Origin of the sequence: Streptomyces sp. 71268 (assembly GCF_029392895.1) — a bacterium.
GTDB lineage: Bacteria > Actinomycetota > Actinomycetes > Streptomycetales > Streptomycetaceae > Streptomyces.
Window position 1 is genome coordinate 686652 of record NZ_CP114200.1, and the last position, 15340, is coordinate 701991.

The window sequence follows — 15340 nt, forward strand, 5'->3', positions numbered from 1 at the left end:
GGTCGCCGCGCGGCCGGTCCAGCGGCAGCGTCAGCTCGCCCGGCGCGCCGGCCAACCGCTGGCGCCAGTACGCCGTCTGCCGGCTGACGCCGCTGTCCGGGTCGTCCTCGTCGCCGAGCACCTCCCGCTGCCACAGCGCGTAGTCGGCGTACTGCACGGGCAGCGGCGTCCAGCGCGGGGCGTGCCCGGCCACCCGGGCGGCGTAGGCACTGCTCAGGTCGCCGAGCAGGGGCCGTACGGACCACTCGTCGCCCGCGATGTGGTGCAGCACCAGGAGCAGGACGTCGCCGTCGGTGTCGCCGTTCCCGGTGTGGCCGCCCTCGGCGTCGGCAGTGGCCTCGGCGGGGCGCGGGCCGGTGGCGGCGGGGCGTGGGCGCAGCACCGTGGCGCGCAGCGGCAGGTCGCGGGTCAGGTCGAAGGGGCGTATGGCGGCGGTGTGCAGCGCGGAGGTCAGCGCCTCGTCGTCGGGTCCGGCCACCGGTACGAGGTCGGGCTCGACCCGGGCTCGGTCGGCGGGCACGATGTGCTGGCGCGGCACGCCGTCGGTGTCCGGGAAGACGGTGCGCAACGCCTCGTGCCGCACCACCAGGTCACGCAGGGCGGCGCGCAGCGCGGGCAGCTCAACGCGGCCGGTCAGCCGCAGCGCGATGGGCACGTTGTACGCGGCGGTCCCCGTGTCGAGCCGGTCGAGGAACCACAGTCGGCGCTGGGCCGGTGACAGCGGCGGCTCGGCCGGGCGCGGGCCCGCCACCAGCGGCGCCCGCTGCTGCGTCGCGGGCCGCAGCAGCGCGGCGGTGGCGGCCGGGGTACGGGCGGTGAACAGGTCGCGCACGGCGAGCGAGACGCCCAGCGCCGCCCGTACGGTGCCCACCAGCCGCATCGCCGACAGCGAGTGCCCGCCGGCGGCGAAGAAGTCCTGGTCGGGGGCGACGGACTCGACGCCGAGCGCGTCAGCGAACAGTCGGCACAGCAGCTCCTCGCGCTGCCCGAGCGGCACGGCGGGCACGGCGGGCGCGGCGGGCGCCAGCCGGGGGGCGGGTAGCGCGGCCCGGTCCAGCTTGCCGTTGGCGGTCAGCGGCAGCCGCTCCAGACAGACCACGGCCACGGGCACCAGGTACTCCGGCAGCGTCCGCGCGAGCCGCTCGCGCAGCGCCCGGCCGAGGGCGTCGCCGTCGCCGGTCGGGGCGGCGATCGTGCCGGCCGGGTCGGCACCCGCGTCGGCCGTCGGCCGGCCGGCCGACGCGGGGTTCGGCACGACGTACGCGACCAGGGCCGGGCCGGTCGGCAGGTCGGCGCGGGCCACGACGGCGGCGTGCGCGACCTCGGGCAGGGCCCGCAGCGCGGCCTCGGCCTCGCCGGGTTCGACGCGGTAGCCGCGCAGCTTGACCTGGTCGTCGGCGCGGCCGACGAAGTCGAGCCGCCCGTCGGGGCGCACCCGCACCACGTCGCCGGTGCGGTAGAGCCGCGCGCCGGGCGGCCCGGCGGGGTCGGCGACGAACCGCTCCGCTGTCAGCGCGGGTTGGCCCAGGTAGCCACGGGCCAGTCCGGCGCCGCCGAGGTACAGCTCGCCGGGCACGCCGTCCGGCACGGGACGCAGCGCCCCGTCCAGGACGCTGGCGCTCATCCCGTCCAGCGGGGTGCCGATCGGCAACGGCGCCCCGGCCTCGGCGGCCTCGGGCCCGGTGCTGCCGAGCCCGGCGGTGTCGGGTTCAGCGGCGCCGGGCCCGGTGGTGTCGGGTTCAGCGGTGCCGGGCCCGGCGTCGGGTTGCCCGGCCCGGCCGGTGAGCCCGGTGGTGAGCTGGCTCGACGTGGCGAAGGTGGTGGTCTCCGTGGGGCCGTAGCCGTTGACGATCCGCAGGTGCGGTGCGGCGGCGCGCACGGCCCGTACGGCGGCGGGCGAAACGACGTCGCCGCCCGTCCAGACCTCGCGCACGCCGTGGAACGCCTCCGGTGCCTCGTGGGCCAGGAGCGCGAACAGGCCCGCGGTCAGCCACAGCGCGGTGGCGCCGCTGGCGGGCAGCAGGGCGCGCCAGGCCGCCGGGTCGGCGTCGCCGTCGGGCGCCACGATCACCTCGCCACCGCGTAGCAGCGGCACCCACGTCTCGTAGCTGGCGGCGTCGAAGGAGTGCGGGGAGTGCAGCAGCACGGCGCGGTGTGCCGCGCCGTCCCAGCGGGCGTCGGCCGCCAGCGCCAGCACGGCCGCCTGCGGTACGGCCACGCCCTTGGGCGCGCCCGTGGAGCCGGAGGTGTACATGACGTAGGCGAGTTGCTCGGGGTGCGCGGGCGTGGGCGGCCGCCAGGTGGTGCCGGCGGCGCCAGGTGCCGGGGTGGCCGGGTCGGCCGGGGGCGGCGGCAGGATCGGGAGCGCGCCCGCGGCCTCGGCCGCCCGGGCGTCGTCGGCCTCGGCGACCAGGGCGACGGCCCCGGCGGCGGCGAGCACGGCCCGGCAGCGCTCGGCCGGCCAGCTCGGGTGCAACGGCAGGTAGCCGGCGCCGGCCCAGGCCACCGCGAGGAGGCTGGTGACCAGTTCGGGCGAGCGCGGCAGCAGCACGCCGACCACGGCCTCCGGGCCCGCGCCGGCCGCCCGCAGCCGCTCGGCCTGCCGGGCCGCGCGGGCGGCGAGTTCGGCGTAGCTGAGCCGGCCGGTGCCGTCCGCCCGCCGCACGGCGGTGGCGTCGGGGGTCGCCTGGGCCTGGGCGGCGAACGCCTCGGCGATGCCCGCGCCGCCCGCCTCGCGCGGGGCGGCCGGTAGCGGGCGGGCCGGGGCGCCGGTCAGCCGCCAGCGCGGCGGGCGGTGCGGGTCGGCGGTGTCCACGGAGCCCACCGGGGACTCGGGGGCGCGCGCGAGGTGGTCGATGGCGGCGGCCACGCGGCGGGTGATGTCGCGCGCGGCGTCGGCGTCGCAGAAGTCGGTGCGGTACTTCAGGACGAGCCGCAGTCGGCCGGCCTGCATGGCGGCGGAGAGGGTGAGCGGGTAGTGGGTGGCGTCCAGGCCGCCGACGCCGCGCACCGCGAGGCCGGCGGCGCGCTCGCTGCCGCTGAGGGCCTCGTCGTCGAAGGGGTAGTTCTCGAACACCGTCATGGTGTCGAAGAGTTCGCCGTGCCCGGCGGCCCGCTGGATGTCGGCCAGGCCCAGGTACTGGTGGTCCAGGAGCGCGACCTGCTCGGCGTGCACCTCGGTGACCAGCTCGCGCAGCGGGCGCCCCGGGGTGAGCCGTACGCGCGCCGGCACGGTGTTCACGAACAGGCCGATCATCGACTCGACGCCGGCCAGCTCGGGGGGCCGCCCGGAGACGGCGGCGCCGAACACCACGTCGTCGCGGCCGGTGAGTTGGCCGAGCACCAGGCCCCAGGCGGTCCGCACCAGGGTGCTGAGGGTGACGCCGACGGCCCGGGCCGTGCTATCGGCGGCGGCGGTGGCCCGCGCGGAGAGGGTCAGCTCGCTCTCGCCGGGGACGGCGGCCACGGCCGTGCCGGCCGCCGGCGCGACGAGCGTGGGCCGCTCCAGCCCGGCCAGCGCCCGCCGCCAGGCGGCCAGCGCGGCCTGTTCGTCGCGTCCGGCCAACCAGCGCAGGTAGTCGGCGTACGGGCGGCGGGCGGGCAACGGCTGGTGCGCGTACGCGGCGAACAGGTCGGTCAGCAGCAACGGCGCCGACCAGCCGTCCATCAGCAGGTGGTGGCTGGTGAACAGCAGGCGGTGCCGGTCGGGGGCGACCCGGGCCAGGGTGAAGCGCAGCAGCGGCGGCCGGTCCAGGTCGAACCGCTCGACGCGGTCGGCCTCGGCGAGTCGGGCGAGCGCGGCGAACGGGTCGGGCTCGGCCCGTAGGTCGCGCTGGCGCCAGGCCACGGGCACGGCCGCCACCGTGTAGCGCACCAGCGTGCCGTCGGCGAGTTGCCGGAATCCGGCGCGCAGGCTCGCGTGCCGGTCCACGACGGCCTGCGCGGCCCGCCGCAGCCGGTCCGCGTCCAGCGCCCCGGTCAGCTCCAGGTCGAGTTGGACGACGTAGACGTCGAGGGCGCTGGTGTCGGCGAGCGCGTGGTAGGCCAGGCCCTGTTGGAGGGGCGACAGCGGCAGCACGTCCACCAGGTCCGGATGGGCCCGCTCCAACTCGTCGATCCGCCCCTGGTCGAGGCGGACCAGCGGGAAGTCGGAGGGGGTGTGTCCGCCGCAGGTGCCGTGGCCCGCGTGCTCGGCCAGCTCGCGCAGCGTGGCGGTGAAGCGGTCGGCGATCCGGCGTACCCGCTCGGCGTCCAGCGGGCCCGGCGGGTAGGTCCAGCGGACGGTCAGGCTGGGGCCGTGCGGCCCGCCGACGGCCGAGGCGTGCACGTCCAGCGCGTGGTCGGCGGGGAGGCCGGGGTCGGTGGGGGCGGTGACGGCGTCGGACTCGGGGGCCGGCGTCCAGCTTCCGGCGACCGGGTCGCCGCCGGGCGCGGCGCCGTCGAAGCGGCCCAGGTAGTTGAAGGCGACCTGGGCGCCGCTGGGGGCCTGCGCGTACAGCAGCCCGTAGCCGGTGCCCTGGCGCGGCACCGCGCGCAGTTGCTCCTTCACGCGCTTGACCGCGGTGGTAGCGCCGGCACCGCCGGGGACGACGCGAACCGGATACTGGGTGGTGAACCAGCCGACCGTACGGGAGAGTTCGGCGCCCTCGACCAGTTCTTCGTGGCGGCCGTGCGACTCCAGGTCGATCAGCAGTGAGTCGGCTTCGCCGTCGCCTCGTTCCGCGGTGACGGCCAGGGCGAGGGCGGCGAGCAGCACGTCCTCGGGGGTGGCGTGGAAGGCGGCGGGCACCTCGCCGAGCAGCGGGCCGGCCAGGTCGGACGGTAGGACGGTACGCAGCGTGCGGCAACCGGCGGCGGTGTCGGTCGCGGGGTCCAGGAGCCGGGCCCCCAGCGGGGGTTCGGCGCCGGTCAGGGTCGCCTCCCAGTGCGCGCGCTCGTCCTCGTGCCGGTCCGCGCCGGCGCGCAGCTCCCTGGCCCAGTGGCCGAAGGAGGTGCCGGGAGCCTCCAGCGTGCGGCCGGCCCCGGTGGCCGTGGCGTGCGGCCCGGTGCCGTCGCCCCGGTGGTCGCCGAGCAGGGTCGCGAGGTCGGCGAGCAGGATGCGCCAGGAGACGCCGTCCACGACCAGGTGGTGAATGGTCAGCAGCAGTCGGCCGCTCTCGCCGTGGCCGGCGTCGAACCACACCGCCTCGACCAGCCGGCCCCGCTCCGGGTCCAGCCGTTCGACGGCGGCGGCCGAGTGCTCGGCGACCAGGGCACGCAGCCGCTCGGGGCCGGCGTCGGCCGCGTCCACGACGGTGAGTCGGTACGCGTCGCGGGTCGTGGTCCCGGTGGGCCGGTCGGCCGTGAGGGCGGGGGCGCCGGTGGCATCGCGGACCACGGTGGCGCGCAGCATGCCGTGGGTGGCGACGAGTTCGCCCAGGGCGGCGGCGAGGGCCGGCTCAGTGAGCGTGCCGGGGACGCGGACCAGCATGGACTGGTGGAAGGTGCGCCAGGCGGCGGGCCGGCCGGCGAGCCAGTGCATGAGCGGGGTGAGCGGCACGGTGCCGCCCTCGCGGGCGCCCGCCGCGGCGGGCGCGGCGTCGTCGACGGGGCTGACCACGGCGGCCAGGGCTTGCGGCGTGCGGTGTTCGAAGACCTGTCGGGCGGTCAGGGCCAGGCCCGCCGCGCGGGCGCGGCTGACGAGTTGGATGGAGGAGATGCTGTCGCCGCCGATGGCGAAGAAGCTGTCGGCGCCGCCGGCCGGCGCGCGGCCGAGCACCTCGCCGTAGAGCGCGGCCAGCGTGGCGGCGGTGCCTTCGAGTGGCCGCTCGTCGGCGGCGGCCGCCTCGGGCGCGGGCAGCGCCGCGCGGTCCACCTTGCCGTTCGGGCTGAGCGGGAGGGCGTCCAGCTCCACCAGGACGGCCGGGACCAGGTAGTCGGGCAGCGTCCGAGCCAGGGCCGCCCGGAGCGCGGCGTCCTCCAGCGGGCCGGTGCTGCCCCGGTCGGCCACCAGGTAGCCGACCAGCAGCGGCTGGCCCGGCTGGTCCTCGCGGAGCAGCACGGCGGCCTGTCGTACGCCGGGCAGCGCGCCAAGCGCGGCCTCGACCTCGCCCAGTTCGATGCGGAACCCGCGCAGCTTGACCTGGTCGTCGGCGCGGCCCAGGTACTCCAGGTCGCCGGTCACGGTCCAGCGGGCCAGGTCGCCGGTGCGGTACATGCGGGTGCCCGGCGGGCCGTACGGGGCGGCGACGAAGCGCTGGGCGGTCAGGCCGGGGCGCGCGTGGTAGCCACGGGCGAGACCGGAGCCCGCGACGTACAGCTCACCCGGCGTGCCGGGGGGCACGGGTTGCAGCGCGGCGTCCAGCACGTAGGTGGCCGTCCCGGTGACGGGCCGGCCCACCGGTACCGGGCCGCCGCGCAGGGCGTCCGGGTCGCAGCGCCACAGCGTCGCGTCCACGGTGGTCTCGGTCGGTCCGTACGAGTTGTACATCGGGGTGTGCGGCGCCCAGGCGCGCACGAGTTCGGGGGCGCACGCCTCGCCGGCGACGATGACGGTGGTGCCGGGCGCGACGGCCCGTTCGGGGAGGGCGGCGAGCACCGCGGGCGGCACGGTCAGGTGGGTGATCCGGCGCTCGGCGACGAACCGCGCCAGGGGCTCGCCGAGTCGCCGCTCGGCCGGGACGATCTCCAGGCAGCCGCCGGACAGCAGCGCCATGACGATCTCCCACAGGGAGGTGTCGAAGCTCAGCGACGCGAACTGGAGCACCCGGGAGCCGGGGCCCACGCCGAAGCCGTCGATGACGGTGTCGGCGAGGGCGGGCAGTCCCGCGTGGGTGACGACGACGCCCTTGGGCCGGCCGGTGGAGCCGGAGGTGTAGATGACGTACGCGGCCGAGTCGGGCCGCAGCGCCCGCCACGTTCCGGGGTCGGTGGCCGGCACGGGCGTGGCGGGCCCGACCGGCAGGGTCAGGGTAGGCAGGTCGGCAGGGGTGGGCAGGTGCTGGCCGGGCGCGACCAGGGCCAGGGCGGGCTCGGCGTCGGTGAGCGTGAACCGCACCCGCTCGGCGGGGTAGTCGGGGTCGACGGGCAGGTAGACGGCGCCCGCCTTGTGCACGGCCAGCAGCGCGGTGACGGCCTCCACGGTGCGCGGCAGGGCGATCGCCACCCGGTCGCCCCGCCGTACGCCGTGCGCGATGAGGGTGTGGGCCAGCCGGCTCGCCGCGTCGTCCAACTCCCGGTAGGTAAGGGCGAGGTGGTCGCCGGTGAGCGCGGAGGGGCCGGCGACGGCGGGCGCGGCGCCGTCCGCCGCGACGCGCGCGCCGAACAGCGCGGGGAAGGTCGACGGGCCGCCGGAGCGCGGGGCGGGACCGTGCGCGGTGGGCCCGGCGGGGGCCGGCAGCCGGGCCGGGGCGGGCGGCGCGGGGGCGGTCAGCGCCGCGCGCTCGGCGGCCGAGAGCACGTCGAGGCGGTGCAGCGGGAGGTCGGGCTCGTGGGCGGCGGCGGTCAGCAGGCGCACCAGGCGGTCGGCGAGCGCCACCGCCGTGGTCCGGTCGAAGAGGTCGGTGGCGTATTCGAGGATGCCGTCGAGGCCGTCGGCGCCGGCCCGTTCGGCGAGCGTGAACGTCAGGTCGAACTTGGCCGCCTCGCCGAGTGCGGGCACGGCCGTGGTGCGCACGCCGGGCAGCCCGATCTCGGCGGCGGACCGGTTCTCGTAGGCGAGCATGGTCTGGAACAGCGGGTGCCTGGCCAGCGAGCGGTGCGGGCTGACCACGTCCACCAGGTGCTCGAAGGGCACGTCGGCGTGGGCGTAGGCGGCCAGGTCCACGGCCCGGACGCGGTCGATCAGGGTACGGAAGGTGGGGTCGCCCGAGGTGTCGGCGCGCAGCACCAGGTTGTTGACGAAGAAGCCGACCAGGTCGTCCAGGGCGGCGTCGGCGCGGCCGGCGACGGGGGTGCCGATGACCACGTCGGTGCCGGCGCCGACCTTGGTCAGCAGGGCGGCGAGCCCGGCGTGGACGGCCATGAACAGCGACCCGGAGGCGGCGCCGGCCACCTCGCGCAGGGCGCGGTGGGTGGCGGCGGGGACGCCGAAGCGTACGAAGCCGCCCCGGTAGCTGGGCTGGGCCGGCCGGGGGCGGTCGGTGGGCAGGGCCAACTCGTCGGGTAGGCCGGCCAGTTGGGCTCGCCAGTACTCGACCTGCGCTTCGAGGGGGCCGCCGGGCAGCGCCCCGTCCTCGTCCCAGCCGAGCACCTCGCGCTGCCAGAGGGTGAAGTCGGCGTAGCTGACCGGCAGCGGTGCCCACGCGGGCGCGGCGCCCTCGCGGCGGGCGGCGTACGCGGTGGCCAGGTCGGCCAGGAGCGGGCGGGCCGACCACTGGTCGGCGGCGATGTGGTGCACGACCAGGGCGATGACGTGCTGTTCGGCGTCGAGGGCCAGCAGCGTGGCGCGCAGCGGTATCTCCCGCTCCACGTCGAAGGCGGCGCCGGTGAGCTGGGTCAACTCGCGCTCCAGGAGCCCCGGCGCGACCGCGCGCACCGGCAGCACCTCGCCGATCTCGGCAAGCGGCACGACCGCCTGGTGGGGCCGCCCGTCCCCGGCCGGGAAGACGGTGCGCAGGCTCTCGTGCCGCCCAAGGACGTCGCGCACCGCGGCGCGCAGCGCCGGCACGTCCAGCGGCCCGGTCAGCCGGGCGACGAAGGGGATGTTGTACGTGGCGTTCGGGCCGTGCAGTTGGTGCAGGAACCACAGCCGGCGCTGGGCCGGCGAGAGCGGCACCCGCTCCGGGCGCGGGCGCGGCACCAGTGGCGCGCGGCGCGAGCTGCCCGGCTCGGCGCGGCGGGCGAGCCCTTCGACGGTGGGCGCCTCGAACACGTCGCGCACCGACACGTCGGCGTCCAGGGCGGCCCGTACCCGGGAGGCGAGCCGGGTGGCGAGCAGCGAGTGCCCGCCGAGGGCGAAGAAGTCCTCGTCCACGCCGACGTGCGCGACGTCGAGCAGGTCGCGGAAGAGGCCGGCGACGATCTCCTCCCGCGGGGTGCGCGGGGGGCGCCCGGCGCGCGCCACGGCCCGCTCGGGCTCGGGGAGCGCCCGCCGGTCGAGCTTGCCGTTGCCGGTCAGCGGCCACCGCTCGACGGGGACGACGGCCGCCGGCACCAGGTAGCCGGGCAGTCGGTCGGCGACGCGGGCGCGCAGCCGGTCCACGTCCAGGTGGTCGGTGGCGGGGCGGACGTAGCCGATCAGGCGGGTGCCGCCGTCGGGCGCGGGGCGGGCCAGCACGACGGCGTCGGCGACCTCGGGGTCGGCGGCGAGCGCCGCGCGGGCCTCGCCGGGCTCGACCCGGAACCCGCGGATCTGCACCTGCTCGTCGGCCCGGCCCAGGTAGTCGAGTTCGCCGTCGTCGCTCCAGCGGGCCAGGTCGCCGCTGCGGTACATGCGGGCGCCCGGCGGGCCGAACGGGTCGGCCACGAAGCGGGTCGCGGTCAGCGCGTGCCGCCCCAGGTAGCCACGGGCGAGCCCGGGCCCGGTGACGTACAGCTCCCCCGGGTGGCCGGGGGCGACGGGCCGCAGGGCGGAGTCCAACACGTAGACGCCGAGGTCGTCGATGGGCCGGCCGATGGGGCTGAGCGGCTGCGAGGCGGCTCCCCCGGCGGGTTCGGCGCCCTCCCCGGCCTCGGCAGGCTCGGAAACCTCCCCGACCCCGCTGGCCTCGGCCTCCAGGACGTGCTGCGTGACGTGCACCGTGGTCTCGGTGATCCCGTACATGTTGACGAGTTCGGGGCCGTCGGCGCCGTGTCGGGCCCGCCACGGCGCGAGGCGGGACGGGTCCAGGGCCTCGCCGCCGAAGACGACGGTGCGCAGCGCGAGCGGCGCGGCGTCGGGCGGGGTGGCGCACTCGACCTCGGCGAGTTGGTAGAACGCCGACGGGGTCTGGCTGAGGACGGTGACCCGCTCGGCGGCGAGCAGGGCGCGGAACTCCTCCGGCGCGCGCGTGGTGGCCGGGTCCACGACGACCAGCCGCCCGCCGTGCAGCAGGGCGCCGAAGAGTTCCCAGACGGAGAAGTCGAAGGCGTAGGAGTGGAAGAGGGTCCACACGTCGGCGTGGTGGAACGCGAAGAGTTCGCGGGTGGCGTCGAACAGGCGCAGCACGTTGCCGTGCGGGACGACGACGCCCTTGGGGGCGCCGGTGGAGCCCGAGGTGTAGATGACGTACGCGGTGTGGGCGGCGGTCAGCCGGGGCGCGGGGGCGGGCGCGCCGGCCAGTTCGGCGAGGCGGTCGGCGGTGCGCGGGTCGTCGAGGGCGATGCGCGGCACGCCGCCGGGCCCCTGCGGGAACGTGTCGCCACGGGTGAGCAGCGCGACGGGGGCCGCGTCGCGGAGCACGGTGGCGGCACGGTCGGTGGGCCCGTCGGCGACCAGCGGCAGGTAGCCGGCGCCCGTCTTGAGGACGGCCAACACGGCGGCGATCTGGTCGGCGGACGGCGGGAGGGCGAGCGCGACCAGTTCGCCGGGGGCCGCGCCGTGCTCGCGCAGCAGCGCGGCCAACTGGTCGGAGCGGGCGTCGAGTTCGCGGTAGCTGAGGTGGGTGGTGCCGTGCGTGACGGCGGTGGCGTCGGGGTCGCGGCGGGCGGCGCGGGCGAACCGGGCGGTGAGCGTGTCGTCGTCCGCCGGGGCCTCGGTGGTCAGCGGGGCGCCGTCGGACAGCGCGCGGCGGCGTTCGTGCGGGGCGAGGAGTTCTACGGAGCCCACCGGGCGGTCCGCGGCCCGCGCGTACGCGCCGAGCACGCGCGCGTACGCCGCGCCCAGCGCCCGCGCCCGCTCGGCGGTGAGCTGGTCGGGGCGGTAGCGCAGCGCGATCCGTGGGTGCGGTCCGGGGTGGACGACGACGGTGACCGGGTAGTGGGTGGCGTCCTCGCCGCGTACGGAGGCGACCCGTACGCCGCCCGCGGCCTGGGCGGCGGCCAGCCCCTCGGAGTCGACAGCGAAGTTCTCCACCACCAGGAGCGTGTCGAAGAGTTCGCCGATGCCGGCCGCCTGTTGGACGCGGGCCAGGCCGATGTGCTGGTGGTCCAGGAGGCGGGCCTGGTCGCGCTGGAGGGTGTGGGCGACGTCGGCCAGCGCGCGGGCGCTGGGCGCGTGCACGACCACCGGCAGGGTGTTGATGAACAGGCCGATCATGGTGTCGGCGCCGTCGAGTTCGGCGGGGCGGCCGGAGACGGTGGTGCCGAACGCGACGTCGGGTCGGCCGGTGTAGCGGGCCAGGGTGACGCCCCAGGCGGCCTGGTAGAGCGTGCTGCTGGTCAGGCCCTGCGCGCTGGCCAGCGCGGCGAGCCCGGCGCCGGTACCGTCGGGGAGGGTCAGGTCGAGTTGGCGGGGCAGTTCGGGTACGCCGCCGAAGGGCCCGGGGACCAGCAGCGTCGGCTCGTCGAGGCCGACGAGCGCGGCGCGCCAGGCGGCCTCGGCCGCCGCGTCGTCCTGGCCGGCGAGGTGGGCCAGGAAGTCCCGGTAGGGGCGGACCGGCGGGAGCGCGCCGTCCGAGCCGCCGGCCGCGTAGCAGGCGAACAGCTCCTTGCCGAGCAGCGGCACCGACCAGCCGTCGATGAGGATGTGGTGGGCGCACAGCAGCAGGTGCCACGCCTGGTCGCCGAGCTTGATCAGCGTCATGCGCAGCAGCGGCGGCTCGGTCAGGTCGAAGCGGCGGGCCCGGTCGGCGGCGGTCAGCCGGGCGAGTTCGCGCTCCCGCTCGGCCGCCGGGTACGCCGACAGGTCGTGCTCGTACCAGGGCAGTTCGCAGTGGTGCGGGATGACCTGGACGGCGCGGTCCAGGCCGTCCTGGAGGAAGGCGGCGCGCAGGTTGGCGTGCCGGCGCAGCAGGCTCTGGCCGGCCGCGCGCAGGGCCCGGCCGTCGACGGGGCCGCGCAGGTCGAAGGCGAGCTGCATGGTGTAGACGTCCAGGGCCCGCGCGTCGAACGCGGAGTGGAACAGCAGGCCCTCCTGCAACGGGGACAGCGGAAGGATGTCGTCCAGGCCGTCGTGCTCACTCACCGGTTCCTCCATCGTGCTTGGAGCAGGGCGCTCTGTTCTGGGCTGAGCGGGGAGAGCGGTGGCCCGGCGGGCTCGCGCTCGGGTGCGGGTGCCGGCTGTGGCTCGGTGCCGTCGTACGGGCGCTGGTCGGCCGGGTCGCCGTGGGCCAGGCGGGTCAGGGCGGCGAGCCACAGCGCGCCGAGTTCGGTCACCTCGGCCTCGGTCAGCGAGCTGGGCGCCCAGGTGAGCCGGGTGTGCAGGGCGGGCCCGTCCGGGGTCTCCCGGGTGACGGCGTTCAGCTCCAGCGGGTGGGCCATCGCCAGCGCGCCGTCGATGGTGCCGCCGAGCACGCCGGCCTCGGGCGCCGCCGACCAGGGCCGGTCGTCGGACGCTGCGGCGAAGCGGCCCAGGTAGTTGAAGGCGATCCGTGGCGTGGGGGCCTCGCGCAGCGCGGCCCGCCCCTCGGGGTCGAGGTGGCGCAGCAGCCCGTAGCCGATGCCGCTGTCGGGGATGGCGGCCGTCGCCTCGCGTACGCGGCGCACCGCCTCCCTGACGGGGCCGGTCACGGGGGCGTCCAGGAGGACCGGGTAGAGGCTGGTGAACCAGCCGACGGTGCGCGAGAGGTCGGCGCCCGGGAGGATGTGCTCCTCGCGGCCGTGCCCCTCGACGTGCACCAGGAACCGGGCGCGCGCGGCGCCGCCCCACGCGCCGACCGCGCTGGCGAGCGCGGTCAGCAACAGGTCGCCGACCCCGGTGCGGTACCGCTCGGTCGCGGTGGTCAGCAGCGGGCCGGTGGCCTGCGGTGGCAGCACCACGACGCGGTGCCGCGCCGCGCCCACGGTGTCGGTGACGGGTGCGTCGGCCCGGCCGCCCGGCAGCCCGTCCGGGGCCGACAACACCTCTCGCCAGTGCGGGAGTTCGGATCGGCGCCGGGCGGCGACGCTCGGCAGGTCGGCGGCCCAGGCCGGGAAGGAGGTGGGCACCGGTGGCAGCGCGGGGCGCCGCCCGGCGGCCACGGCCTGCCACGCCGCGCGCAGGTCGTCGACCAGGACGCGCCAGGACACGCCGTCCACGGCCAGGTGGTGGATGACCAGCAGCAGCCGGCCGGGGCGCGCGGGGCCGTGGTCGAACCACACGGCCCGCACCATCCGTCCGCGCGCCGGGTCGAGCCCGTCCGCCGCCGCCTCGGCCTCGGCCCGAGTCGCGTCCTCGGTGAGCGGCCGCGCGGCGGCGACGTGTCGCAGCGGCGGTACGGAGGCCGCGTCGGCCGCCTCCGGTACGTCGAAGGTGCCGTGCTCGGCGGTCAGGTCCACGCGGGCCCGCAGCATCGCGTGCCGGTCGATCAGCGCGGCCAACACCGCCTCCAGTTCCGCGCGTTCGATGCCGGGTGGCAGGGTGAGCAGCATCGACTGGCTGAAGCGGCCGGTGGGCCCGGCGCGCTCGGCCAGCCAGTGCATGATCGGGGTCAGCGGGGCGGGCCCGGCCGGCGCGGCGGGCGGCCCGGCGGGCTCGGCGGCCGGCGTGGGCTCGGCCCGGTCGGCGACGAGCGCGGCCAGCCGGCGCACGGTGGCCTCCTCGAACACCTCGCGCGGGGTGAGTCGCAGGCCCGCCGCGCGGGCCCGGGCCACCAGTCGCATGGACAGGATGCTGTCGCCGCCGAGCGTGAAGAAGCTGTCGTCGGCGCCGACCGCCGGCAGCGCGAGCACCGCCGCGAACAGTTCGGCGAGCAACTCCTCGGTCGGCCCGGCCGGCTTGGCGTGTCCGACGGCAGCGGCGAAGTCGGGCGCGGGCAGGGCGTCCTGGTCGAGCTTGCCGTTGGCGGTGACGGGCAGCCGGTCCACCACGACGAGCGCCGCGGGCACCATGTGCTCGGGCAGCGTGGCGGCCAGTTCGGCCCGTAGCGCGTCGGTGTCCACCGCGTCTGCCCGTTGCCCGTCCCGGGACTCGGGCCGCGCGGCCGGGACCAGGTAGCCGACCAGTCGCCTGGGGCCGCCGCCGTCGGCGCGGACCACGACGGCGGCCGCGCGTACCTGGGGCGAGCGGGTCAGGGCGGTGGTGATCTCGCCGAGTTCGACCCGGAAGCCCCGGACCTTGACCTGGTCGTCGCCCCGGCCGTGGTAGCGCAACTGGCCGTCGGGCCCCCAGGAGACCAGGTCCCCGGTGCGGTACAGGCGGGCGCCGGGCGCTCCGAACGGGTCGGCCACGAAGCGCTGCGCGGTCAGCCTCGGACGCCGCAGGTAGCCACGGCCCACGCCGGCGCCGCCCACGTACAGCTCCCCCACCACGCCGGGCGGCACCGGGCGCAGCAGTGGGTCGAGGACGTGCGCGGTGGTGCCGGGCAGCGGGCCGCCGATCGGGGGCGGGGCGGCGCCGGTGAGCGGCTGGCTCATGGTCACGCAGGCGGTGGCCTCGGTCGGCCCGTACGCGTTGACCATGCGTCGCCCGGGCGACCAGCGGGCCACCAGCTCGGCCGGGCACGCCTCGCCGCCGACGACCAGGGTGCGCAGGCAGTCCAGGCCGGCGGGGTCGAGTCCGGTGAGCGCGGTGGGTGGGATGAGGGCGTGGCTGACGCGGTGCTCGGCGATGGCCTCGCCGAGCGGTTCGCCGGCCAGCGGCCCGGGCGGCGGGACGACCAGCGTCGCGCCGGTGGCCAGGGCCATCAGCGTCTCCATCACGGAGGCGTCGAACGAGGGCGAGGCGAGCGCCAGGACGCGGCTGTCCGGGTCGATGGCCAGCCGCTCTGCCTGGGCCCGCGCGAGCGCCGCCAGGCCGTGCTGTTCGATCACCACGCCCTTGGGCCGGCCGGTGGAGCCGGAGGTGTAGATGACGTAGGCGGCGTCGCGCGGCGAGGGCGCGCCGCCCGTCCCGCCCTCCCCCGGGCCGGTGGCCGGGGCCTCGCCGGTGGTCAGGTCCTCGATGAGCAGGGGGCGGGCGTCGGACGCGGGCACCTGGTCGGCCAGGGCGCGGGTGGTGAGCACCAGCGCCGGGGCGGCGTCGGCGAGCATGAACGCGACGCGCTGGGCCGGGTAGTCGGGGTCGATGGGCACCTGCGCGGCGCCCGCGTACTGCACCGCGAGCAGCGCGACGGTCAGGTCGACGGAGCGCGGCAGCAGCAGGGCGACCAGCCGCCCACGGCCCGCGCCGTGCGCGGTGAGCCGCCCGGCCAGGTGCCGGGCCCGCGCGTCGAGTTCCCGGTAGGTCAGTTCGCCGGTGGGCCCTGTCACGGCGACGGCCCGTGGGCGGGCCCGTACCTGGTCGCCGACCAGGCGCGCCCAGGTGGTGGGGGGCGGCGCGGCGGGGCCCTGGCCGTGCTCGGCGAGTGCGGCCCGTTCGGCGGGC

Annotated in this window: 2 protein-coding genes (both only partly in view); both read right to left on the reverse strand. The window is 77.6% G+C overall.

The genetic code is table 11. From position 1 onward, the window contains the following. Positions 1-12022: the 5' portion of a non-ribosomal peptide synthetase gene (locus OYE22_RS02420; protein WP_277318843.1), read on the reverse strand. It extends 4109 nt beyond the left edge of the window; the window shows 12022 of its 16131 coding nt (coding positions 1-12022); its start codon is at positions 12020-12022; the stop codon falls past the left edge of the window. Next, on the reverse strand, positions 12019-15340 hold the 3' portion of the coding sequence (locus tag OYE22_RS02425; RefSeq protein ID WP_277318845.1) for a non-ribosomal peptide synthetase. 14330 nt of this gene lie beyond the right edge of the window; the window shows 3322 of its 17652 coding nt (coding positions 14331-17652); its start codon lies off the right edge, out of view — the gene reads right to left on this strand; its stop codon occupies positions 12019-12021. The genes OYE22_RS02420 and OYE22_RS02425 overlap by 4 nt, the downstream gene beginning before the upstream one ends.